The following is a 24,292-nucleotide window of genomic DNA, read 5'->3' on the forward strand; positions in this document are numbered from 1 at the left end:
TTTGCCCCACTTTTTCGCAAAGCACAGCCTTCTATCTTTTGTCCATCAATCCACACATCAAGTGCGCCCTCACCATCACGTCCTGCGCCGTGCTCAATGGCAACAGCTCCTGGCAAAACTCCATGACGCAAACGCACGCGCCCCTCAACACTTCCTCCAGGCGAAACAAGCCGTACTTTTTGCCCGTGCGAAACATCTTGCTGGGCTGCTGTTTGAGGGTTAAGATCAATGTAGGTTGTAGGCCGTATTTCTTTAATCATCTGGCTTGAAGCAGTGGCTTGAGAAAGCACGTTTGACTTATAGCTAAAAGCACTGAGAGGAAACTTCTCTTTGGGATAAAGGGCAAAGAGTTTTTCGCCTCGGGCTAGTCGCGCTGGCATAAAGGTTGGCACGCCACTAAAAGGTTCGCCTGTGAGAGCGTGACGAGCCGTTCCTAAAGGCTCGTTGTAGATTTGAATAGGCTTTTTGTAAGGATGGGCTAGCTTTCCGTGAACATATCCCTTCTCTTTTTCTTCAAATCTCCCACCCCTTGCCATCACATAGGCCGTTTTGCGCCAGTTTTGACCGCAGGTGTTTTGAAGGAGTTTAACATAAGGCTCTAATCCCGCAAGTTCAATCTCTTCATCACTGCACTCAGGGACGCCACTGCCATCTATAGCGATGTTTTCAAAGGCGCGCAAATAAAAGTCCGAAGGTCTATTAAAATCGTACTTTTCTCCCTCTTTGCCCACAATGGCGCCTTCGCCAAATCCGGGCAACCCAAGTGCCTTTCCAAGCTCAATGACAAAGCTATCCATAGAAACAGGCTCTCCGTTGGCAAAGGTGGCTTGAGGCGCAGCAATGGTTGGAAAACGCACAGAGTTTGCCTTAGTCTGATACCCAGCCCAAGGACTCACCACGCCCCATGTCTCATACATCACCGAATCAGGAACGATGTAGTCTGCAAAGCGTGATGTTTCATTAATGAATGGGTCTATCGCAATGATAAGAGGAACTGCTTTTTTGGGGTCTTTTAAAAGCTCTTCTAGGGCATTAGCACCACTTTGTCCATAGATAAAGTTCGCATTCCAGCTAATGAGCGCATCAAGCTTGTAGGGGTAGCCTTTGGCGCTATTAAAAATCACTTCGGACTCTAGGGCATTGGTGAGAGGATACCATGTGTCTTTTGCTGGATAAGGATTTTCTCCTCGGGCTACTTTTTGAGCGTACTCAGTGGTTTTTTCATAAGCAAAACGCGCTCTATCCACACGATACCCCTGGCTTGCAACTTTTCCTGGGAAACCGAGAAGGTTGTATTTTGCTCCATTAAAGTCCTTGTATTTTCCGCCTCCAGCACTCATGCCTCCTTGGTAGTTCAGGTTGCCCACCATCGCTCCAAGCATCATAATGGCATAGGTGGTGTAAAAACCCGTTGTGTGCATGGTTCCCCCGTGACAATCAACAGCCGCCTTGCGCCCGTGGGAAGCAAACTCTCTGGCTGTGCGCACGATGCGCTCAACACTCACACCGCTTTCTTGTGCGTATTCTTCAAGGGTGTGCGCAAGAGCAGCTTCCCTTAAAAGACTCATAGCACTTTTGACACCGATAGTTTCTCCTTGAAATTCCACCTGCGTATCCACAAACAAACGCCCTTGGAGAACTTCTGATGCAGGCTTAAGTACTCCTGTTTCTTCTTCCAATACAAGAGGTGCTTCTTCTTGGGCTAGAATATGCCCTGTTTTTTCACCCGATTGAATCACAAGGTGGGTGGCGTTGGTCCATGAAGCATCATTAAAAGCTTTTTGGGCTGTTTCAGAAGGGAGTTTTAGGTAAGATGCATTATAGAGCTCTTCCTCAATCATAACCCGCAATAAACCCATCACAAAGGCCAAATCTCCACCAGGCTGAATGGGAATCCACTCACTCCGATCTCCTGCTGCTAGGGCATCGGCATTGGTAAGCATGGGGGCAACGGTAACACATTTGAGTTTGCCAAACGTGCGCGCTTTTGCTAAAAGTTTTGCTTGGCGCTTAAAAGGATTTCCCGCTTGTGCAGGTGCTGTGCCGATGGTTAAAAGGTATTCGCAGTGCTCAAAGTCAGGCTTTAAGTGAGGGTATCCTTTAAAATCTCCCAAATACGCCGCTTCGCCTGAACGCATAGAAAGACCACAAATAGCGGTATGGCCCATATAGTTGCGTGTTCCAAAAGCCCCGATAAAACGGTTCACCATATAAGCTTGTCGTCCCTCGTTGCCTGTGCCTAAAACACAAAGACCGTTGGCTTTAGGACCACATTTGGGGTCGTTGGGGTCCATAGGGGTTTCAAGGTCTCTAATGGCAGCCAACCCTTTTACCGTGCCTTCACCAAAAAGGTCTCCACCCTCAACAATCTCTTTTAGTAGCTGCTCAGGCGTAATGCTCTGCCACCGGTTTTCACCTCGTTTTCCCACACGCTTCAAAGGAGTCAGCACTCTGCCCTTATCATAATGCCGATCAAAAACCACATTGCCTCTAGCACAAGCAGTGGAGCGGTAAGTGTGCCCTGTCTCTTTTCCAAGAAGGACAAAACTTTCCTCAAGTGGTGTGTTGTAGGGTAGCCAAGGATCAGTAGAGAGGGGGTTGTAAGGATTTCCAGATGCCTTGACTACTTTTCCTGTTGCGTTGTCAATTTTTACGCGCATACCACAGTGGCTAGTACAGCCATTACACACCGCATTGCGAAGAGAAAAAGCGCTGTTTTTGTCAAAAGAAGTAGCGATGACCCCCTCGGTTTCTTGCGCATCCGCATAGATGGCGTCTTTTGCAGCTCTTCCTTTGCGCCCCATGGTCACCGCAGTACCTAACATCTCTTTGTAGCCAGCCATAGAAGCAGAAGCGGCCACCAAAGAAGTTCCGATTAAAAATTTTCGTCTATTTGCTTCCATTATTTACTCCTTGATAGTGTGTTTCCATCTCCTCATCCCAAGGAAAAATAACTGCCACAAGGGCTAAAAGAGCTATAAAAATACCCCAATTGGATGCTACGGAGACAATGCTGTTTTGTCCAAAAATTTCAGGAATGTACTGGGTAAACCCTGGCATGCTACGGGGAATCTCTTGTCCACCGATGACCGTATTCCAGCGAAATAACCACACACCAACCGCAGAGATAACCCCCGTTGCAATAACAATGCCAAGATTATGGCGCAATTTGCTAAAGCCTACAATCATAGGCAAAATGAGGCATAAGCCATACTCCACATAGACAACCATATTAAAATGAAGGCTAAAAAATTGATAGAGTAGTTCCCGTGATTGCATCCCAAAGGGCATAGCAAAACTCAACCACAGCGCCCGAACCACAAGGTCTATCACAATAAACCATGCAAGTAGCTTGGCTAAAGTTGCCATCATGGAGCGATCAATAGCTTGAGAAAGAGAAAAGAACCGCTGAAAAATAGGCAAAAGCACCAAAAGCAATCCTGTTCCAGAGACCATCGCAGAAGCTAAAAAAAGAACGGGCATGAGCGGCGTGTGCCATAGAGTATTGGCATGCACTGCCCCTAAGATGTAGCCTGTATATCCGTGCACACACAAGGCAAGCGGGATACCAACAGCGCCCAATGTGAAGCCTAGTCGATGGTCCTTTTCCAAACTTTGCGCATCTAAAGAAGCGCGGCCCAAAGTAAGCCATCGGTAAAAGGTGCGAGAAAATCCCCGCCCTTCTTCCATGCGTTTAATAAAATAAGGGCGGTATAAAATCAGTGCTTCTACCAAAATAAGCACAGGATAGGCTATTAGCAATAAAACTCCCCATTTCATTGGCGAGGTTCCAAAATTTTCCCAGCCATAAAGAAAGAAGTTCACCAAGCGTCCAGGTTGCTTTAAGTCATCAATCAAGTTAAATGGTGCAGCAACCAGAAGCACAAAGGCTAGCAATAATGAAAAACCAGCAATGGGCTTAAACTGTTTAAATCCAAAAACATGAGCAAAGCTGGAGATAATAAACGCCGCAGCAGAGCTTCCAGTAAACCAAAAATAGTTTGGCACATCAATGCCCCACGCGCGCATGGGCGAAATTGCCGCAATAGTACTCATCCACTCCATCATGAAACCCCCCTTGGTAATTTTGGCCACTCTTTGTCTAACAACCCGAGCTCCTTGCGTACCACATCATCTAGCATGGGTGTAGCTTCATGTACGGCTTCAAGGCGACTGTCTAAGGAAATATAAAACACTTGAGGCGCATTTCCTTGATGGGGTTTTAAAACAGAAGTTGGAAATGTGGCAAGCATTTTTGAAACTTCAGAATTTGGATCGTTTTGATCACCAAAAATGCGCGCTCCGCCCACACACGTCTCCACACAAGAAGGCAATAATCCATCTTGAAGACGGTGGGCGCAAAAGGTGCACTTATCGGCCACTTTGGTTTGTGCATTAAAATAGCGTTTATCATAAGGACAGGCATTCAAACAGTACCCGCATCCCCAGCAAATTTCACTATCTACCACCACAATTCCGTCTTTGCGTTTAAACGTTGCGCCTGTGGGACATACGCTTACACAAGAAGGGTTGTCGCAGTGATTGCATAATTGGGGCACATAGCCTTTGCGCACATGAGGGAAAGTCCCTATTTCAAATTCACTAACAAAGGTGCGATACTGCTCTTTTGGAACAGCATTTTCTACTTTGCAAGCAGCAGTACAGGCTTGACAGCCTACGCACTGGCGAAGGTCAATCACCATCGCATAATGGGCTTTTGCATCGCCAATGTATCTTGGGTCTTGGGCATCACGTCCAGGATTTTTGAGCGAAAACGCTTGTGCGCTCGTGGCTCCTGCTAGTGCCGCAATCCCACCTTGCTTTAAAAAACGTCGTCTTGAGGGGTCGTTTGGCATCGATTCTCCTTAATAAAGGTTTATCGCAGTCTAACAACCAAAAGGGAGAAACTAGGGAGAAGGGAGAAGAATGGTAAAGCAAGCGCCACTGGGCGTATTCTTTACATGTAAATGCCCGTGGGAGTTTTTTTCGATGATGATTTTACTCATATAAAGCCCTATGCCAGTTCCCATGCTAGCATGCTTGGTGCTTACATAGGGTTCAAAGATCTTCTCAATAGGTGCAACATGAACACCACCGCCGTTATCGCTGACTTCTATAGCCACAAAACCCTCTTTTTCCATCAAAGAAATATGAATATAGGGATTTTGAATGTTGCGCTCAAGTAAAATATCCTTGGCGTTTGAAATGAGATTTAAAAGCACTTGTGCAACTTCGTTACTGTAGCCCTTTACAAAAAGATCTTTTTCTTTGGTGTAGGTACATGTAATGGTATTGTTAGCAAGAGAAGATTGCACCAGTGCAAGAGTGCTAGTGATTGTATCAGAAAGATTAAACCGTTCTTTTTGTTTTTGAGGAGCAAAAAAATGACGAAAGTCATCCACGGTGTTGGACATAAAATCAATCTGCCCTTGGGCTTCTTGAATCTTCTCTTGTAGTATTGAGGGGGTGAGTTTGCCCCGTTCATAAAAAAGTTCAATGGCTATTAAAATGGTGTTGAGCTGTGTGAGGGGCTGGCGCCACTGGTGTGCAATGTTACCAATCATCTCTCCCATACTTGCCAACTTGCTTTGGTGCACCAGCAGTTGCTCTTTTTCCATGCGCTTCCCAATCTCCTCCTCCACCCGCCTTTCAAGGGTAGCATTGAGCTCTTCAATGCGACGAATCAGCACATCAAACCCCCAGTGCAAAACAACAAAAGCAACCACGCCCAAAAGCATAATAATAACCACACTTTCAAAAATAGCATGGCTTAAGCGCTGCTTGGCAGGTGTGATATCTTGAAAAAATAGCACTTCAAAAAAGTTCTCCCCAAGCGCATCATTTTGAACAATGCGATGGGTCGAAAAAAGAGAGGTGCTGGCACTAAAGGTGTTACGCACTTGATGGTGGTTATCTAAAGAGTGTTGAAAGAGCTTTTCAACGGAACTTTCATGAAGGGACACGAGAGTGTTGTTCTTCATGAGAATAAAACCCTCAAGCCCTGTAAGCTCTACGATTTCCGCTAAAAAGTAGCGTGGATCAAGCTCAAACATAATGTAGCCATACGCCTTCCACGGTACAAGTACACGGTACCACAATGTCTCATCTAGCCAAAATCCCACTGGAATATTTGGATAGGAAACATTCAAAGGGGCCTCCCTGCCAAGGCTAGCTAAAAGCATCCCATTTGCATCATAAAATGCCATGGAAGAGAGGTAGGGATTTTCCATTTTTAACACCTCCCATCGGTACTCAGAAAGTTCTTGCAAAAGAGTAGTGTTTTCCTCTTCTAAAGCAGCGCTGATGCCAAAAGAGTTAAGGTTAGCATACCCTCTGTTGCGATAAAAATTTTCCGTACGCTTGAGGGTTTCGGTGTAAACAGATTGGATGCGTTCTACGTAAAACGCTTGGGATTCTTCTGTGAATGTTCGGGTATCCATGTAGCGCAAATAGACAAAAACGAAAGAGAGCAAGACAAAAAGCCCCAGCACCAAAACAATCGTTTTAACTTTTGTGGAAAGCTTATCATGCAAAGAGCGCAGTTTTTCAATCAAGAATATACCCTATGCCATAGTGATTTTTAATGTGTTCTTTTCCTGCTTTCTTCCGCAAAGATTTAATAAGTGCCTTTATGGCTTCTTTGCTGGGCGCTTCGTATCCCCATAAGTGGTCTTGGATTTCCTCAAAAGAGAGGGTTTGCCCACGCCTTGCGATAAAATACTCAAGCAACCTGCTTTCTTGATTGCTCAAAGGGATTTTTTCTTCTTTACATGTAAGGCTTTTTTCACAAGGCGAGTAGACGAGATCCAAAGAAAGCTCTACATGTAAAACTCCACCCAAAAGCTCAAGGGCGCATACGCGCAACGCCTCAAGAAGCGCTTCTTTACGAAAAGGTTTAGTGAGGTATTTGGAAATTTTTTGCTCCACCGCACGCCACAAGTTTGCCTCGTCACGGTGTGCACTTAACACGATGATAGGAATAAGCTGATTAGACTTTCGCACGGCCGCGACCACTTCAAGTCCATCCATAAGCGGCATACAGATATCAACAATCAACACATCGGGATTCTCTTCTTCATAGAGAAGCCACGCTTCTTTGCCATCTTTTGCCACAAAAACCTTGTCAAAAAACAGTTCTAAGATTTGGACTACATTGGCACGAATACCAGGCTCATCTTCCGCGTATAAAACCGTACGGTTCTCCAGAATAGATAAAATATTGTTCATTGCGCTTTCTTTGTTCCAAAATGCAGCAGGGAGTAATTTTAACATAAAAAAAGAATCTTAGACGAAAGATCAAAGTATTGTTGCTTTTGGTAATTCTATTTTTTGTATTAGAACGAAGGAGAAATTATTCTACATGTAAAGGGGTCAGAACCACCCAAAGATGGTTCTGACCTGCTTGATTACTCGGCGACTTCGTCAGAGTAATCAAGGCTCGCTAAGCGCGAAAGCTGGCGCCATCGACGCATAGAGTCAGCTTTATTTTTCTTGAAGAGCTTATCTGCCTCTTCAGGGTTGGATTTTTTGAGTGAAACATAACGTACTTCGTTCATCAAGAAGGTTTCGTATGCATCCCAATCAGGCTCTTTACCTGTGATTTTAATGGGGTTTTTACCCTCGGCTTCCAAGCGCGGATCGTAGGTGTAAATTGGCCAATACCCGCATTTTGTTGCAAGCTCTCCTTGGTTACCTGAGCTTCCCATGCCACCCTTAATCCCGTGTGCAATACACGGTGAGTAGGCAATCACCAACGAAGGACCATCGTACGCTTCTGCTTCTTCAAGTGCTTTATAGGTTTGAGCCTGTGATGCATTGGAGTTAATCTGCGCCACATAAATGTTACCATAAGTCATGGCGATGTAACCAAGGTCTTTTTTCTGCGTCGGTTTACCCGAAGCGGTAAATTGCGCGATAGAACCTGCGCGTGCAGATTTGGAGCTTTGGCCGCCCGTGTTAGAGTACACTTCCGTATCAAGCACAAGGACGTTGACATTTTCACCGCTTGCAAGCACATGGTCAAGGCCACCATAACCGATATCATAAGCCCAACCATCGCCCCCAACAATCCACTGTGAACGGCGCACCAAGTAACCTTTGAGACTTAGGATCTCTTTGACGCCCGCTACATTTTGGTTGGCTTCCAAAAGCGGAATGAGTTTTTCTTTGATTTCTTGGGTTTTTTTACCGTTATTTTTAAACTCAATCCAGTCTTTATACAAGGCTGCAAGAGCATTAGGCGCACTCTCAAGGCTTTCGTGCATAATATTTTCGATGCGGTGGCGCATGGTTTCTACTGCCACTTCCATCCCCATGCCAAACTCTGCATTGTCCTCAAAAAGTGAGTTTGCCCACGCCGGGCCTTCACCTTTTTCATTTTTGCGGTACGGTGTTGTTGGAGCAGAACCGCCATAAATGGATGAACATCCTGTCGCGTTGGCAATCATCATGCGGTCACCAAACATACGTGTCGCAAGGGTCAAATACGGTGTTTCTCCACACCCTGGACACGCCGCGTGGAATTCAAACAAAGGTTGTGCAAACTGAATGTTTTTAGCGTTTGGCTTGCCTGCGACGTCGTCTTTGTACGTCACTTTTTTAAACAAATAATCCGCGTTTTCTTGTTCGCCTTTTTCGAGCTCTTCGCCCAGTGGTACCATTACTAAAGATTTTTCTTTAGAAGGGCACGCTTCGGCACACAATTCGCATCCTGTACAATCCAGTGCGGAAACTTGGATTTTGTACATGTAGCCTTTAACTTCCTTGCCTTTGGCTTCGATAGCATGGTTTTTGACACCCGCAGGCGCACTAGCCATTTCTTGGTCATTGATAAGGAAAGGGCGAATGACTGCATGCGGACATACAAAGGCACACTGATTGCATTGAATACAGTTTTCTTCAATCCACTTAGGCACCATAACGCCGATGCCACGTTTTTCATATTCACTTGTTCCATGCTCAAAGGAGCCATCTTCATAACCCTTAAACACAGAAACAGGCAAGTCATTACCTTTGGCAGCGTTCACAGGCTTAGCGATTTTTTCTACAAAATCCGTGCCCTCATAAGCATCTTTTTTGCCACTCTCTACAAGCAAGTCTGCCCATGCTGGGTCAACAGGTACTTCAATAAGCCCATTTGCCCCTTGGTCAATGGCTTTGTAATTTAGCTCAACGATTTTCTCGCCTTTGCTAATGTAGGATTTGTGCGCAAACTCTTTCATGTACGTTTGTGCTTGTTCAAAATCAATAATGTCAGCCAGTTTAAAGAACGCCGATTGCATAATCGTGTTGGTGCGGTTACCAAGACCGATCTCGCGCGCAAGCTTGGTAGCGTTTAGAATGTAAAATTTTGCTTTACGCTGTGCTAGTGTTTTTTTAACATGGTTTGGCATGCGACTTACAGTCTCTTCTGCATCCCAAATGGAATTAAGCAAAAACGTACCGCCTTCACGAATGCCCCCTACCATGTCATACAAATCCATGTACGCGGCTACTGAACAGGCCACAAAACTCGGCGTTGAAACAAGGTAGGTAGAGCGAATAGGATGCTTACTAAACCGCAAGTGAGAGCGCGTATATCCGCCAGATTTTTTGGAATCATAAGCAAAATACGCTTGTGCGTAAAGATCAGTTTTGTCTCCAAGAATTTTAATGGAGTTTTTGTTTGCACCTACCGTACCGTCTGCACCAAGTCCATAAAACAAACATTCGCGCACGTCATCACCACCAAGGCTCATTTTGGGGCCAATAGGAAGTGAAGTAAAGGTAACATCATCGTCAATGCCTACTGTAAATCCATTTTTAGGCTCGTCTGCTTCGAGGTTTTTAAACACTGCCAACATTTGTGCAGGGTCTACGTCTTTAGAGGAAAGACCGTAGCGTCCACCAACGATAACAGGTGCATTTTTGCGTCCGTAAAACACTGAACGCATATCAAGATAGAGTGGCTCACCCACAGAACCTGACTCTTTTGTGCGGTCAAGTACAGCGATTTTTTCTACGGTTTCGGGCAACACATCAAGAAGGTATTTGATGCTAAAGGGGCGGAACAAATGGCAGACGATAAGGCCTACTTTTTCACCCTTACCCACCAAATAATCTACCGTTTCACGCAAACACTCTGTCGCAGAACCCATGGCAACCACTACGCGGGTCGCGTCTTTTGCTCCATAGAAAGTAAAAGGCTTGTAGTCGCGTCCTGTGATTTTTGAAATCTCTTTCATGTATCCTGCAACAACATCAGGTAAGGCCTCATAAAAGGGGTTTTGTGCTTCGCGGCCTTGGAAATAAATATCATCGTTTTGTGCAGTACCGCGTGTTTTAGGAGATGCAGGATTAAGAGCGGCATCACGGAAAGTTTGTACGGCTTCTTTGTCAAGCAAACGGTCAAATTCCGCATAATCCATCACTTCGATTTTTTGAATCTCGTGAGAGGTACGGAAGCCATCAAAGAAGTGCATAAAAGGAACACGTCCCTTAATGGCTGCCAAATGGGCCACACCTGCAAGGTCCATGACTTCTTGCACTGAACCCGTAGAGAGCATCGCAAAACCTGTTTGGCGCGCAGCGTATACATCTTGGTGGTCTCCAAAGATAGAAAGCGCATGGGTTGCAAGGGTTCTGGCACTAACGTGAATAACACCTGGAAGCAATTGCCCTGCAATTTTGTACATATTTGGAATTTTAAGAAGAAGGCCTTGAGAAGCCGTGTAAGTTGTAGTAAGTGCGCCTGCTTGAAGTGAGCCGTGAACCGTACCAGCAGCACCCCCTTCAGATTGCATTTCAACTACTTTAACAGGCATGCCAAAAAGGTTTTTCTTTCCTTTTGCCGCCCAAAGATCCGTATAATCAGCCATCGGAGAAGAAGGCGTGATGGGGTAGATACCCGCCACTTCCGTAAAAGCATATGAAGCGTAAGCTGCTGCTTCGTTGCCATCCATCGTTCGCATGACTTTTGTCATAGGTTCCCCTTGCATTATGTATTTTTTGATCTCATCTTACGTAGAAATGGAATTTATTCTACTTTTGTCTCTCTTAAGTCCCACTAAAGATTAACAAAATGAAAAAATCATGAAATTTAGCTTCAGGATACGTTTCGGATTGTATCATTTTTACTCAATTTCAGGATTTTTTCCACTGCTTTAATGGGTGAATTCGTAACATGTAGCGTACATTTTTCGAGGTGTGAAAGTGCCCCATACCCGCATGTAACCGCTACACCGCGTATCCCTGCTTCCTTTGCTGCCACCATATCCATACACGTATCTCCTATCATCCAACTGGTCTCTTTTGGAGCATTTAATGCGCTTAGTGCTTTAAGCACAGGCTCAGGATGAGGCTTGGGATGGGTGACGTCTTCTCGTCCAATGAGCACATCAAAATAGTGCATCACTTCCATGTGCTCCAAAAGCTCTCTGGAATATTGGCTCGTTTTGGTAGTTACAACGCCTAGGGTCGCAAAAGAACGGGCCAAAGCAAGTGCTTCTTTGGCGGTAGGCAATAAGGTTGTTTTAGGCTTTGAAACCACACGGTAATGCTCTTTGTATGCACGCACATAGGCTTGAACATTTTCTGGCTCAACACCTAAATGCGAAAACATCACATCCAAAGGATGTCCAATCAACGCACATACCTCTTCATGCAAAGGCCTAGGACAATCGTGCCGTTCAAACGCAGCGGCAAATCCACCGATAATTGCCTCGGTTGAATCAATCAGCGTTCCGTCTAAATCAAACAAAATAACCTGCAAATCAAATCCTTTACATGTAAATGGCATTGTACCTATGGAGCATAAAAAACGTATGATAGACCCAGACTGCCGCTGGGTCTACTCGTTACTCTTTATGAAGTTGTACTTGCGGGAAGGGGATAGTGATGCCTTTTTCATCAAAAGCTAGCTTCACTCTTTCCGTAGTGTCAAAGTATACACCCCAATAATCTGGGCTATTCACCCATGCGCGCACAACAAAATTGACACTACTATCTGCCAATTCCGAAACCGCCACAAAAGGCTCAGGTTCTTTTAAAATGCGCTCATCCGCTTCAAGAACCTCACGTAACGCTTGCTTTACTAGGCGCAAATCATCGCCATAGCTCACACCGAATTTCAAATCCACACGCCGCGTTGGCTTGGCAGAAAAGTTGACAATATTGCCTCCAATAATGCGACCATTAGGAACAATAATCAGCTTGTTGTCTGCCGTACGCATAAAGGTGCTAAAGAGATTAATCTCTTCCACTGTGCCCGACTCGCCAGCAGCGTTAATGAAATCATCCACTTTAAAAGGACGAAACACCACAAGCAAAACCCCCGCGCCAACATTGGAAAACGTGTCTTTAAAAGCAAGGCCCACAGCCAAGCCAGCGGCTCCCAAAACAGCCACAAACGAGGTGGTTTCAATGCCTATGTTAGAAAGTGCCGCAAGCACAATCACCACTAACAATAACCCGTAAATCACATTGGAAAAAAACTTGGCCAAAGTAATTTCCACCTTGGCCTTTTCCATCATTTTATTAGCAAGTGAAGAGGCTAAACTTGCTAATTTTTTTCCTACAAAAAAGATAAAAAGAGAGCCCAATACTTTCAGGCCGTACGCACCTGCTAGTGTGGCGATTGATTCCCATTCCATCATGTTTCCTAATCTTTAAATTTTGCTTCAACACGGCGATTAAGTGCCCTGCCCTCTTCGGTATCATTGGTGGCAACTGGTTGAAGTTCCCCAAATCCAACGGTAGTGATGCGTTCTTTTTTGACGCCCAAGCGGGTTAATTCTGCCGCAACAGCTTGGGCACGCGCCTGCGAAAGGGTTTGATTGTAGCCCTCAGAACCTTTACTATCCGTGTGGCCTTCAAGACGTACTGTAAAGACTTCGTGTGCCTTCAAAAAAGCCGCAACCGCCTCAATCTCATGCATAAATTCAGGCTGAACTTTTGCATCATCAAAACCAAAAGTAACGCGTAACGTTACCATTTTGGCACATCCATCAAGCCCAACTTCAACACCCATTGGCGTGTTGGGGCATTGATCAAGACGATCAATAACACCATCTTTATCAGTGTCTTTCTCAACCACAGGAGCAACAGGAATCGGTTCTGGAGCTACTACTGGCGCAGGTTCCACAGGAGCAGGTTTTGTTGTTTTTGGGCCAAAAGGAATGCCTAGGCCCACTGTATAAAGGAGGTTATTGGCGCCGTGGTCAAACTTGATAGCATGGCGCACATCTGCTTTGAGCCATAGGTCGTTGATGAGTTGGTATTTTACACCTACACCATAATTACCAAACATAGCACTGTCATTTTTAGCGAATTCTTTACTTAAATGCTCATATCCCAATCCCACAAGAGCATAGAGCTTTGTTTTGGCTGCTACATCATACTCTTTGACAATATTAGCAAAATAGCGCGTGATGTCTGTTTTTGAACTTGAACCTTTAATACCCACACGAGGGGCGTGTTCAATGCCAAGTTCAATTTGGTCAAAGATAAATCCTTCCACATTTCTTCCTAAACGTAGACCGTAATTTAGCTGGTCCTTAAGACCAAGGTTTCCTTCAGGCTTCACGCCACCAAAGGTCGGTGTTACCTCGTAATGATAAGCTGCCTCACCGGCAATAAGCGCGGTTGCCGCCACTAACGCGATAGCAATTTTTTTCATGACATATCCTTTGAGAAAATGTTGTACTAAGACACATTATAGCCAAAAACCTATTGCACCAACTTTTCCCACGCTGTAAGGTTGTGGGTAATACCAATAAGCGAAGGCTCCACCGGTGTAATAGCACGGTTGACAACACTGAGAGACTTGGGAACATACAAAAATAAATAAGGCACATCGTACGCAATTTGGCGATAAATTTCACGGTAAATCCCCCCAAATTTTTCCTCATCGACAACGCGCTCTGCCTCTTTGATAAGCGCATCCACACGGGGGTTAGCATACCCTACAAAATTAAATCCGCCCTTGCGCATAGATTCACTGTGCCAGATGCTGTATGCATCGCTTTTAAGCCCCACACTCCACGCCAAAAGCACCGCATCAAAGCGGCGGGGTAAAATCACTGTATTTAAAAAAGCTTGCCACTCCATAACCCGAATGCGCATTTTAATGCCCGCTTTAGCCAGCTGGTATTGCAGAATTTCTGCTGTCGCTGCGCGTGCGCCCGAAGAGGTCGTTAGCGTAAACTCCAAAGGATTTTCCACGCCGTATCCCGCTTGGGCAAGAAGTGCTTTGGCTTTTTGAATGTCTTGGAGGGGTGCTTTTACGTCGGGGTCAAAGGCATTTGTGCGAGGTAAGAATGGCCCCGTAGATACCTCGCCATGCCCAAACAACAAAATATCCACCAACTCTTGGCGGTCTATGGCAAGACTAAGGGCTTGGCGCACACGGTGATCTTGAAATTTTGGGTCTTTGAGGTTCAGCCCCACATAGGCATAACTGTGCGCAATGCTCTCATGCACGTTGTAAAACTCATGAAATGAAGTATCCAATTGGCGTTCATGCTGCAAAGGGGTAATGCTACTCAAATCAAGTTTTTGTGAACGGAGCATCATAAACTCCGTCGCATTGTCAGGCAAAAAATGAAACACGAGGCGCTCAGGCTTAGGTTTTCCTCCAAAATAGTGCGGATTGGCGCGCAAGACAATGTTTTTAGAGAGCTCAAAGGTTTCTAAAATATACGGCCCTGTACCAACAGGCGCTTGGTTGAAACGCGACGTCATCATTGCTTTTTCATCTTTGAGTAAATGGTGCGGCAGCACTTCCATCATCCAAATTTCCAGTGCTTTAAAATAAGGGTATTTATACTTTACATGTAAAGTATACTCATCCACCATTTCCACGGTTTCCACATGGGAAAAACCACTAGAATATGGGGTAAAAATTTCAGGGGAAAGAATGGTCTCGTAAGTAAAAAGCACGTCTTTGGCGCTAAAAGGCGCGCCGTCACTCCACTGCACGTCTTTACGCAAGCGAAATTCAAGCAGTGTGGGAGAAAGAAACGTAAAGCTTTGGGCCAATTCTGGTTCAATGTTGCCCTCTTTGTCGTAGCGCACCAAAGCACTAAAAAGCCAACGCGTGATGGTGCTACTAGCACTATCTGTAGCAAGAAGCGGATTAAACCGACTAGGATTTGCAGCAATGGACAAATGGAGTGTTGAGGCCAAAAGGAGACTTTGAAAAATGAGAAAAAAGAGGAAGGTTTTCATGGGAAAGATTGTACCAAAAAAAAATGGCATCCGGGGCGGGTAACCCAGATGCCTAGCGTGGTGAAAAATCTTAGTACTACAAAAAGGAGTGTTTGTCTCTGTGGACTTTGAAAGTATAGTCCCCAGAAGTAAACACCTTCTAAACTTCAAGTAAATAAAGAGTTAACCTTCTAATTTTTGTGAAAAAAATGTGTAAAGCACCACTGAAAATCCTGCCGTACACAACACCATCACCATAACAACTATCTGGTACCGTACCGCCACCATCGGCGAAACACCCGAGAGAATCTGTCCTGTCATCATACCCGGAAGCGAAACCAACCCTACGGCCAAAAAACTGTTAAATTGTGGGATGAGCGAAGCACCAAAGGCGCTGTTTCTGGCCACATCAAAAGGGTGATTTTCCCTTTCGCTGGCCAAACGCTCCGCATACAAACTCAGAGCATTCATGCTAGCAGCAACGATCATCCCCGCAAGGGGGATGAATGATTGGGGATGGTACCATGGCGTGGTGCCAATAACATGCATTACCAAAGCCAACATTCCAGAAGAAGCCAACGCAATACTCACAAGCAAAGCGCCAAGAGAGCGCGCTCCACAGGTTTTTAAGTGGCGTTTAGCAATCAGTGTTGAAGCCCCAAGCATCACACTAAAAACTGCCACGCTAACCCACACATTGGGCGCTTCAAACAAAAAAACAAGTACATACCCGATGGCCAAAAGCTGTAACACCATGCGTACCGAAGCGACACCAAGAGGCTTGACGCTAAAACCCCAACGCGCCATGACAACACCAAGCATCACCAAAGGGAGCGCCATAAGAACAAGGGACCCCCAAGAAATCAGTGCCATTTTTTTCCTTTACATGTAAAACATTAAAGGAGGAAGTATAGCATGCAAAAAAACAAAATTACCCGAATTTTCCTGTGATGTATTGCTCTGTTTTTTCCTCTTTAGGATTAACAAACATCTGCTCCGTTTCGCCGTATTCCACCAAATCACCCAAGTGAAAAAAGGCGGTGTAGTCGGCTACACGAGCGGCTTGTTGCATGTTGTGCGTCACCACTACAAGGGTAAATTTCTCTTTGAGCTCCACCATCAAATTTTCGATAATTTGGGTCGAAATGGGATCAAGGGCAGAAGTGGGCTCATCCATCAAAATCACATCAGGCTGTACCGCAATGGCTCTGGCAATGCACAAACGCTGTTGTTGTCCGCCTGAGAGCGCGGTGCCAGGCTGTTTTAGCTTGTCTTTAACCTCTTCCCAAAGACCCGCACTGCGGATAGACTTTTCTACGAGCTCATCGCACTGGGGGCCTTTTTTGACAATGTCGTGCATCAACGGTGCGTACGCTACATTTTCGTAAATGCTTTTAGGAAAAGGGTTGGGTTGTTGAAACACCATCCCAATGCGTTTGCGCACCGCCACCACGTCCACGCTAGGGTCGTAAATATCATGGCCGTCAATCTCTATTTTTCCTTCAATGCGCACAGAGCTAATCAAATCATTCATCCGGTTCAAGCAGCGCAAATAGGTCGATTTTCCACAACCTGAGGGTCCAATAAACGCCGTAATTTTGTTCTCATAAATATCTAAGTTCACGCCCTTAAGTGCTTGATTGTCGCCGTACCACAACTTTAAATCGCGTGATTGCACCTTTACATGTAAGCCCTCAGTGTTCATCTTTTTCCTTTACCATTTTTTCGTAAATTTGCGGCGCAAGAAAATTGCAACCGTGTTTAAAGATAATAAAATCGTTAGTAATACCAAAATTCCCGCCGCTGTTTTTTCCACGTACATTTTCTCAGGCATCCCTGACCACGTGTAAATTTGTGCAGGCATAACCGTCGCTGCTTCAAAAATACTTGTCGCAGCATCGGGCACAAACGCAATCATTCCCACCATAATCAACGGTGCCGTTTCGCCGATAGCTTGGGCTAATGCAATGATAGAACCTGTTAGCATCCCTGGTAAAGCAAGGGGCAACACATGGTCTTTGACAATTTGCCAGCGGGTTAGTCCTAGCCCAAATCCCGCCAAGCGAATGGATTCAGGCACGGATTTGAGGGCCGCTTTTGAACTCACAATAATCACAGGCAAACTCATAAGCGCCAAGGTCATCCCACCCACCAGTGGCGAACTGCGCGGTACGCCAAAAAAGTTGATAAAAATCGCCAAGCCCAACAAACCAAACAAGATAGAAGGAATGGCCGCAAGGTTATTGATGTTGATTTCAATCAATTGTGTCAAACGGTTATCGGGCGCAAACTCTTCCAAATAAATCGCCGTCATAATCCCAATAGGCACCGCAATGGCCATGGTCACAAGCATCGTAAGCACCGAGCCTACAACAGCAGAGAAAAACCCTGCATTTTCAGGGATTTTAGAATCACCTGTTGAGAAAAAAATGCTGTTAAAACGCAACTCCACCTTTCCCTCTGCCCTCAAGGCTTCAACTTGTTCAATCTGTGCAGGCTTAAGGCGGTGCTGTTTGCCTTTAATGTACTGGTCGGTTTCTGCCGCGCCCAAGGCCCATAGGGTTTGGGTGGTGTTCATCCATTCGGGATTCTTTTCCACCATAGCAGGCAAACCCCGCACCCACGCACGCGAAATCACACTCAACGTATTGCGGTCAAATTCAGCATAAGGATTCTTAAGGGTTCCCTCGTCGATTGTCACATCCACTTTGACGTAGACTTGATTTAAAGCCGGCAACCCCTGACGCACCATATCAAACAAAAAAATTCCCAAAAAGAAGAGTGAAGACGCTAGCGCCAACGCAGCAAACCCTTTAAAGCGCGCAGCTTTTTGGTTGCGTTTTTTAATTTGTGGGATATAAAAATAGTTATTTTCTTTCATCTTATCCCCTTATAAGCTCGAAACTTTGTATTTTTTATGGAAAGAGCGAATCATGTAGACTGAAATCACATTAATAATCAGTGTTACTACAAACAGCACCAACCCAAGAGCAAAGGCCGCTAGCGTAAGCGAGCTGTCAAAGGCTTGGTCGCCGATGAGAGATTCAACTATTTTTACCGTAACCGTTGTCATGTCTTCTAAAGGATTCCACGAGAGGTTTGGTCGAAGCCCCGCTGCCATAACCACAATCATTGTCTCCCCCAAAGCACGCGACACACCCAAAAGGACTGCCGCAATGATGCCAGGCATCGCCGAGGGAAGCACCACAAATTTGATGGTTTCGGCTTGATTCATCCCAAGAGCCAAAGAGCCATTGCGCACGTTTTGGGGCACAGAGCTAATCACATCATCCGAAAGCGACGCAATGATGGGGATAATCATAATCCCCATAACAACCCCAGCACCTAGCGCACTCTCATAAGATGCCCGAATGCCTAGCGACTCAAAAAGCGCTACCAGCAAAGGCGCTACCGTGATGGCTGCGAAAAACCCGTAAACCACCGTAGGGATGCCTGCTAAAATTTCAAGGGCAGGTTTCACGCGGTTTCGGGTTTTTTCACTCGCGTATTCGGCAAGGTAAATGGCTGAAAAAAGCCCAATAGGCACCGCAACAAGCATGGCAATAGCAGTGATGTAAAAGGTTCCCGCAAAAATGGGCACTGCGCCAAATTTTGCAGCCGAAACCTCTTCATGCCCTCGCCCTGCTCCTTCTAAAAAAGCACTGTCAGGGTTCCATTCCAAGCCAAATAAAAAATTAAAAAAGCTTTCACGTTGGAAAAAATGCATCGCTTCAAACACAATAGAAATCAAAATACCAAAGGTGGTAATAATGGAAATAAAGCTAGCGAGCATCAAAACGCCGCGAATAAACTGCTCCACCAAATCCCTAGCTTTTGTGTGTCCGTCCATGCGAGAAAAAAGAAAGTAAAGGCTAATGGCGCCTGCCCCAAGCGCCGCAGCAATCAACATCAAAGGGGGCAACCCCTGCCACCCAAAAAGAGATAAAAACACCCCTACAACCCCCACCATAATCACCGGCAAGCCCGTGTAAAGGGTAACAAACCAACCGTATTGGTCGGGCTGAGAGTGCATTTTTATGCCTTTGGCACGAATGCGCGAAGCACGCCCTCTGCCTAACACATACGCTATAAATAAAAGTGGCGCCAACCCACCAAAAAAAATAAGAAAAAGTGTTTGTTGTGTCACGAATTGCCCTTTAAAGAGTTTACATGTAAAGGGACAAACCCTTTACATGTAACGATAAAATTACTTTGTTACAACGCCTTTTTTTACCATATCTTCAGTCAAAGGCGTGCGCGCCTTGACGGAGGCTTGTACTTTTTTAAGGGTAGCTTCTGGCATAGGAATGAGTCCAATAGTTTTAAGAACACCATCTTTGCCAATCATCATGTCGCTCACAAACAAGTCAAGATAGTCTTCCATGCCCTTCACTTTACCGAAATGGTCTGTTTTGGCGTAGAAAAAGAGGCTCCTAGCAACAGGGTATTTACCGCTTGCTATATTGTCGAAATTCGGCTCAATGCCACCTAGTGTTACGCCGCTTATTTTGTCGTGATTTTCTTCCAAGAAGCTATAGCCAAAGTAACCCACAGCGTCTTTATCTTGCTCAAGACGCTGTACAATTAAATTGTCATTTTCGCCACCAGGAATAAATGCGCCATCACTACGTACTTTCTTGTATTTTCCCTTTTGTTTTCCATAGGCTTCAAAAGATTTGGAAGCTTTTTCCATCACCATCTCATCAAACGCATCACGGGTTCCTGAAGTTGTAGGAGCGCCAATCATTTTGATTTCGCGATTTGGAAGTTTAGGGTCGATGTCACTCCATTTTTTGTAAGGGTTTTTCACGAGGCTTTTGCCGTCTTTACTAGGCACTTCTTCAGCCAACGCTAAAAAGACTTGCTCAAGAGTAAGGTCTAGCTTTGGATTGGTTTTGCTTTGTGCGATAGAGATACCATCAAATCCAATCACTACGCCTGTGATGTTTTTTACACCATTTGCTTGGCAAAGTTCAAACTCAGAAAGTTTCATTGCGCGGCTTGCATTGGTAAAATCTGGCGTATCAAGACCATTGCCTGAACAGAAAATTTTCATCCCGCCACCCGAACCTGTAGACTCCACAACAGGCGTTGGATTGCCAGTAGTTGCGCCAAACTCTTCAGCCACATAGCTAGAAAAAGGGTACACCGTAGAGGAACCTGTAATACGAATCTGATCGCGCGCTTGGGCAGCACCCACAACAACTGCCACTGCCGCAGCAGCCAGTACTGTTCTTTTTAAAAGTGTCATCAACAACTCCTTGGGAAAATGTAATTTCGGGGGAGATTGTAACGCGAAATAATTACCAAACGGATACAAAAGGGTTTTACATGTAATGAAAAAAGAAGGGGAAGAAAAAGAGGAAAAGCCCCAAAAAATGGGGCTTGAGAGATTTTGATATTAGAGCACCAAGGGTGCGTGGGCCCTGTGCCGAACAGAACTCAGCGTTAGCGTAGCTTTTAAAGCTTTGCTTAAAAAGCGTGTTAAGCGTTCGGCAAGAACGTTCTTAACGTTTAGAGAACTGTGGACTTCGGCGTGCTTTACGCTTACCAAATTTCTTACGTTCCACCACACGGGAGTCGCGGGTAAGAAGGCCTTTGGGTTTAAGCAATGCTCTAAAGTCTGCATCCATAGACGCAAGGGCTTTAGAAATACCATGGCGAAGTGCTTCTGCTTGAGAAGAGTAACCGCCACCTAGGGTGTTTGCTACCACGTCCATAGACGCTTCTTGCTTGGTCACAAGCAACGGCTGAACCACTTTAAGTTTGATGGCTTCGTGTCCGCCCAACCAAGAGTTAAGGTCCATGCCATTGATTACAATTTTACCGCTACCTGGGCTCACCCAAACTTTAGCGACAGCTGATTTTCGTTTTCCAGTTGCATAAATTTTTGCCATCGTTATTTTCCTTGTACCGAGCTAACTTGAGCCGTATGAGGATGTTCGCTACCTGCATAGACTTTGAGTTTTTTAAGCATGTCTTTTCCCAAGTTTGTCTTAGGAAGCATGCCGCGTACCGCAAGCTTATAAAGTTTTACAGGGTTGCTTGCAAAAAGCTCGCCCATTTTTTCGCTCTTGGTGCTACCAAAGTAGCCAGAGTGTCGGTGATACAATTTTGCATCCAATTTGTTTCCGCTAAATACTGCCTTGCTTGCGTTGATGATGATTACATAATCCCCACAATCAACATTTGGAGTAAACGATGGTTTGTGCTTTCCGCGAAGAAGAGTAGCAACTTCGGTCAAAATACGACCAAATTTCTTACCTTCTGCATCAACAATAATCCAGTCTCGTTTTACTTCATGTGGCTTGGTTACTTTTGTCATACGTTATGCCTTTGCCAATGTGTTTTAAGAGTCGTGATTGTAATCAAGTTATCCTTATATATAACTTAATTTCAGCATTCTATAAGCTAATTATTTCGATTTGATTTTCACCCACATAAAAAAGCCGCGCTTCTACCGGTTTATGGACAATGGACGCCACCGCCTCTTTGTATGCGAGCACTTGCTTTTTATGCCCCTCTTCTCCTGCGCGTCCACTTTTGTAATCAATAACGATTACTTTATCGTCTCTTTCGACTAACATATCTACCTGCTTTTGCTCCCCTTGGTACATCAAGGGCTGTTCTTTGTGCACAACACCCTCGCCCACCAATGCCACAAACTCTGGATGGGCAATAAGCCCCTTAATCCGCTTCTCAAGCCCCTTCCACGCCATCTCACCTAGGGCACCATAGCGCCCTCTTAGGCGCAAAAGCGCGGGGATAACCCATGAAGGTTCAAACGCAGGCATCCACTCAAGGGCCTCGTGCAATGCTTGCCCAAAAAGCCGCGCCTCCATTGCACCGTCTTCCTTTTCCTCTTGGGATTTTTCCTTAGTTTGAGAGCCTAACGAATGAAGCTTTAAGGGCTTTTGCAAAGGCTCAAAAGGAGCATGAGCTGACTGCGAACTGGGCAAAATTTCTCCTCGCGCGCACGGAGTGAGCCCAAGGCTTTCAAATACAGATTTTTGGGATTTTTGAACCACCACAAGGCCTGTACGTCCACGGGTTAGGGCCACATAATGCGCATTGAGTTGGTCTTCTTTTTGGCGCTCTTTTTCTTTGGTTTTAGCTAGCCCATACAAAGCATCAACGTGTTCACGTTGCTTTTGCACATAAGAAATTCCCGTCAGTCGTGACCCCTCATAAGAAAAAAGTAACGGATCGCGGTGGGTGTTTTCTCCCTTGAGGCGGTCACACACAACCGCGTAGCCAAACTCTAATCCTTTGGATTTGTGTACCGTTAGAACCTTGACTCCCACACTCTCTTGCATGGGGGCTTGCGCGTCAAAGCGCTCCAAATCAAACAAAAACGCTTCGATGTCTTCATAGCGCCCAACCGCTTCTAAAAAAGCAATTATCCAAAGATGAGAGCCGTCCAAACCCAAATACTCCACCATCTGGCGAAACACAATCTCCAGCGGCCCCTCAAACCTAAAAATACGCGGCTTTGCCTCACTTTGGCTTAGTGCTAGTGTTTCGTGCCAAAACAATGGCGCCTGAAAATAACTGTACTTGGCGCACGCAATAAGTGCTTGAACGAAAGGAATATCACAAAGCCTGAGGGTAGCGTGGGTGTTTACATGTAAAGTAGGATAGGCTTCTTGCAAAGCCTCTTTGATAGCGCTTGCATCGTCGTTAGTTTGGGTTAAAACCGCTATTTCTTCATCGCGTACCCCTTTTTTCAACAAAACGCCTACTTGCTCCACTACTCCCTCAAGAGGGCTGTCTACTTGAACAACCTGCACCATTCCACCCAAGACATGGCTTGGGGTTGCCTGGGGCGTGTAGTGAGGCAGTACATTTTCAAACACTTCGTTCACAAAAGCAACCACCTCAGGCTTACTGCGGTAATTGGTACGCAACGCCTCCACAGGCACATCAAACCGCGATGCCGCCTCGTAAAATAGTGCTCCAGAACCCCCACGAAACCGATAGATAGACTGTTTCACATCGCCCACATAGAAAAAACTTCGCGCCTCTTTAACACCCACTCCCGCGATAATCTCTTCTACCAATGGTGCCAAAATCTCGTACTGCGCCACATTCGTATCTTGAAACTCATCAATCAACAAATGTTCTACCATTCCATCGAGACGAAAATACAAAAAATCGCGCTCAAGCCCCTCATGTAACAACCGATACACACTATTGGTCACATCCGTAAAGGTGAGCTCATTGCGCTCTTTGGCCACACCCATGCGCACCTGCTTGTAAATCTCAAACAGTGCCATCAACTCGCCTAGCAAAAACCCTTCCCGTTGTTTTGCGTAAGCGCCATAAGCGTCTTTAAGGGCTTCAAATGCTCTTTCAAGCTCTGGCGTGTGAAGTTTTTTATAATCCCAATAATCCAAGCTCTCCTTCGCCCAAAAGCTTTTCTCCAATAAGCCCCTAAGGGTTGTGGGAGCAAAAGGACTTAAAGAGCGTGGTGTTGCCTTGGCTTTTTCCAAAAATGCGTACAGCGCCCCAGCCGCCTCTAGCACCTCATGGTCGCTGGGGTAAGGGGTCGGGGGAAACGTTAGGGCAGCCAGCTCGGACTCTTTTTCATAAAGCATTCCAAAAAGCGAAAAAATATCGTTGCGTGACAACCTAAGCGCGGCAGCAAATTTAACCAACGCTTCTTGCTTGCCCTCTTTTTCAACCTTAATCAAAAAGGCCTCCAAAAGTGCCACCATTTCAGGCTGCGCCCCGATGGAAAAATCGGGCAAAATCCCATGGTGAAGCGAAAACTTACGCAAAATTCGCGCCACGTACGCGTCAATGGTTTCAATGGAGAGTGCCGCATTTAAAAACTTTGGCAAAGCACGCTTTTGCAATGCTAAGACCGCTTCTTTATCGCACTCTAATAATGCGCTGAGGGCTTCCCATTCCGCTGGTTTTGAGGCAAGGTCTTCCAAAATCCCCTTTACGCGTTCCTTCATCTCGTTGGCGGCTTTTTTTGTAAACGTTAAAGCAACGATTTTAGAAGGATGCGCCCCTTGCAAAACCAAAGCAACATACCGCACGCTCAAAGCAAAGGTTTTGCCACTTCCGGCACTAGCCTCTAGGGCAAGTTTAGGCTTCATTC

The 24,292-nt window shown here is 45.5% G+C and carries 17 protein-coding genes and 2 pseudogenes; all 19 read right to left on the reverse strand.

Going from position 1 to position 24,292, the window contains the following annotated elements:
* Positions 1 to 5: 5 nt before the first annotated feature.
* Positions 6 to 2,903 (reverse strand): annotated as a pseudogene (locus JWV37_RS00275) (molybdopterin-dependent oxidoreductase); the annotation flags it as partial.
* On the reverse strand, positions 2,890 to 4,068 hold the full coding sequence (nrfD, locus tag JWV37_RS00280) for an NrfD/PsrC family molybdoenzyme membrane anchor subunit (protein WP_240331927.1): 1,179 nt from the start codon (positions 4,066 to 4,068) through the stop codon (positions 2,890 to 2,892). The pseudogene JWV37_RS00275 and the gene nrfD, both read right to left, overlap by 14 nt.
* Positions 4,065 to 4,856, reverse strand: coding sequence for a sulfate reduction electron transfer complex DsrMKJOP subunit DsrO (gene dsrO, locus JWV37_RS00285; protein WP_205457643.1), 792 nt, complete (start codon positions 4,854 to 4,856; stop codon positions 4,065 to 4,067). Before dsrO ends, nrfD begins: the two co-directional genes overlap by 4 nt.
* Before the next feature lie 51 nt (positions 4,857 to 4,907).
* Positions 4,908 to 6,554 carry an ATP-binding protein gene (locus JWV37_RS00290; RefSeq protein WP_205457644.1) on the reverse strand — a complete coding sequence of 549 codons (1,647 nt, stop codon included), beginning with the start codon at positions 6,552 to 6,554 and terminating at the stop codon, positions 4,908 to 4,910.
* Positions 6,547 to 7,227, reverse strand: a complete 681-nt coding sequence (locus JWV37_RS00295; protein WP_205457645.1) for a response regulator transcription factor — start codon at positions 7,225 to 7,227, stop codon at positions 6,547 to 6,549. Before JWV37_RS00295 ends, JWV37_RS00290 begins: the two co-directional genes overlap by 8 nt.
* 179 nt (positions 7,228 to 7,406) lie before the next feature.
* Positions 7,407 to 10,961, reverse strand: coding sequence for a pyruvate:ferredoxin (flavodoxin) oxidoreductase (nifJ, locus tag JWV37_RS00300; RefSeq protein WP_205457646.1), 3,555 nt, complete (start codon positions 10,959 to 10,961; stop codon positions 7,407 to 7,409).
* Between the two features lie 122 nt (positions 10,962 to 11,083).
* Entirely contained in the window at positions 11,084 to 11,749 is a 666-nt protein-coding gene (locus JWV37_RS00305; RefSeq protein ID WP_240331928.1) for an HAD family hydrolase, read from the reverse strand.
* Positions 11,750 to 11,834: 85 nt separating this feature from the next.
* Positions 11,835 to 12,629, reverse strand: coding sequence for a mechanosensitive ion channel family protein (locus JWV37_RS00310; RefSeq protein ID WP_240331929.1), 795 nt, complete (start codon positions 12,627 to 12,629; stop codon positions 11,835 to 11,837).
* Positions 12,630 to 12,637: 8 nt separating this feature from the next.
* The gene (locus tag JWV37_RS00315; RefSeq protein WP_205457649.1) at positions 12,638 to 13,654 is read right to left on the reverse strand and encodes an OmpA family protein; all 1,017 of its coding nucleotides are present in this window, start codon (positions 13,652 to 13,654) and stop codon (positions 12,638 to 12,640) included.
* 50 nt (positions 13,655 to 13,704) lie between these two features.
* Positions 13,705 to 15,204, reverse strand: a complete 1,500-nt coding sequence (locus tag JWV37_RS00320; RefSeq protein WP_205457650.1) for a peptide-binding protein — start codon at positions 15,202 to 15,204, stop codon at positions 13,705 to 13,707.
* A 162-nt stretch (positions 15,205 to 15,366) separates the two neighbouring features.
* On the reverse strand, positions 15,367 to 16,056 hold the full coding sequence (locus tag JWV37_RS00325) for an ABC transporter permease (protein ID WP_205457651.1): 690 nt from the start codon (positions 16,054 to 16,056) through the stop codon (positions 15,367 to 15,369).
* Positions 16,057 to 16,114: 58 nt separating this feature from the next.
* Positions 16,115 to 16,888 (reverse strand): phosphate ABC transporter ATP-binding protein PstB, encoded by a 774-nt coding sequence (gene pstB / locus JWV37_RS00330; RefSeq protein WP_205457652.1) that lies wholly within the window; start codon positions 16,886 to 16,888, stop codon positions 16,115 to 16,117.
* Positions 16,889 to 16,897: 9 nt separating this feature from the next.
* Complete coding sequence (pstA, locus tag JWV37_RS00335) at positions 16,898 to 18,064, reverse strand: phosphate ABC transporter permease PstA (RefSeq protein ID WP_205457653.1); 1,167 nt, start codon at positions 18,062 to 18,064, stop codon at positions 16,898 to 16,900.
* Positions 18,065 to 18,073: 9 nt separating this feature from the next.
* Positions 18,074 to 19,033 (reverse strand): phosphate ABC transporter permease subunit PstC, encoded by a 960-nt coding sequence (gene pstC / locus JWV37_RS00340; RefSeq protein ID WP_240331934.1) that lies wholly within the window; start codon positions 19,031 to 19,033, stop codon positions 18,074 to 18,076.
* A gap of 117 nt (positions 19,034 to 19,150) precedes the next feature.
* Positions 19,151 to 19,330 (reverse strand): annotated as a pseudogene (locus JWV37_RS12635) (phosphate ABC transporter permease family protein); the annotation flags it as partial.
* 60 nt (positions 19,331 to 19,390) lie between these two features.
* The gene (locus JWV37_RS00345) at positions 19,391 to 20,434 is read right to left on the reverse strand and encodes a PstS family phosphate ABC transporter substrate-binding protein (protein WP_205457655.1); all 1,044 of its coding nucleotides are present in this window, start codon (positions 20,432 to 20,434) and stop codon (positions 19,391 to 19,393) included.
* Between the two features lie 256 nt (positions 20,435 to 20,690).
* Entirely contained in the window at positions 20,691 to 21,080 is a 390-nt protein-coding gene (rpsI, locus tag JWV37_RS00350; protein WP_205457656.1) for a 30S ribosomal protein S9, read from the reverse strand.
* 2 nt (positions 21,081 to 21,082) lie between these two features.
* The gene (rplM, locus tag JWV37_RS00355; protein ID WP_205457657.1) at positions 21,083 to 21,508 is read right to left on the reverse strand and encodes a 50S ribosomal protein L13; all 426 of its coding nucleotides are present in this window, start codon (positions 21,506 to 21,508) and stop codon (positions 21,083 to 21,085) included.
* A 79-nt stretch (positions 21,509 to 21,587) separates the two neighbouring features.
* Positions 21,588 to 24,290: a RecB-like helicase gene (locus JWV37_RS00360; RefSeq protein WP_205457658.1), complete on the reverse strand. Its 2,703-nt coding sequence runs from the start codon at positions 24,288 to 24,290 to the stop codon at positions 21,588 to 21,590.
* Positions 24,291 to 24,292 lie beyond the last annotated feature (2 nt).

The sequence above is a fragment of the Sulfurospirillum tamanense genome (assembly GCF_016937535.1).
Classification (GTDB): domain Bacteria; phylum Campylobacterota; class Campylobacteria; order Campylobacterales; family Campylobacteraceae; genus Sulfurospirillum_B; species Sulfurospirillum_B tamanense.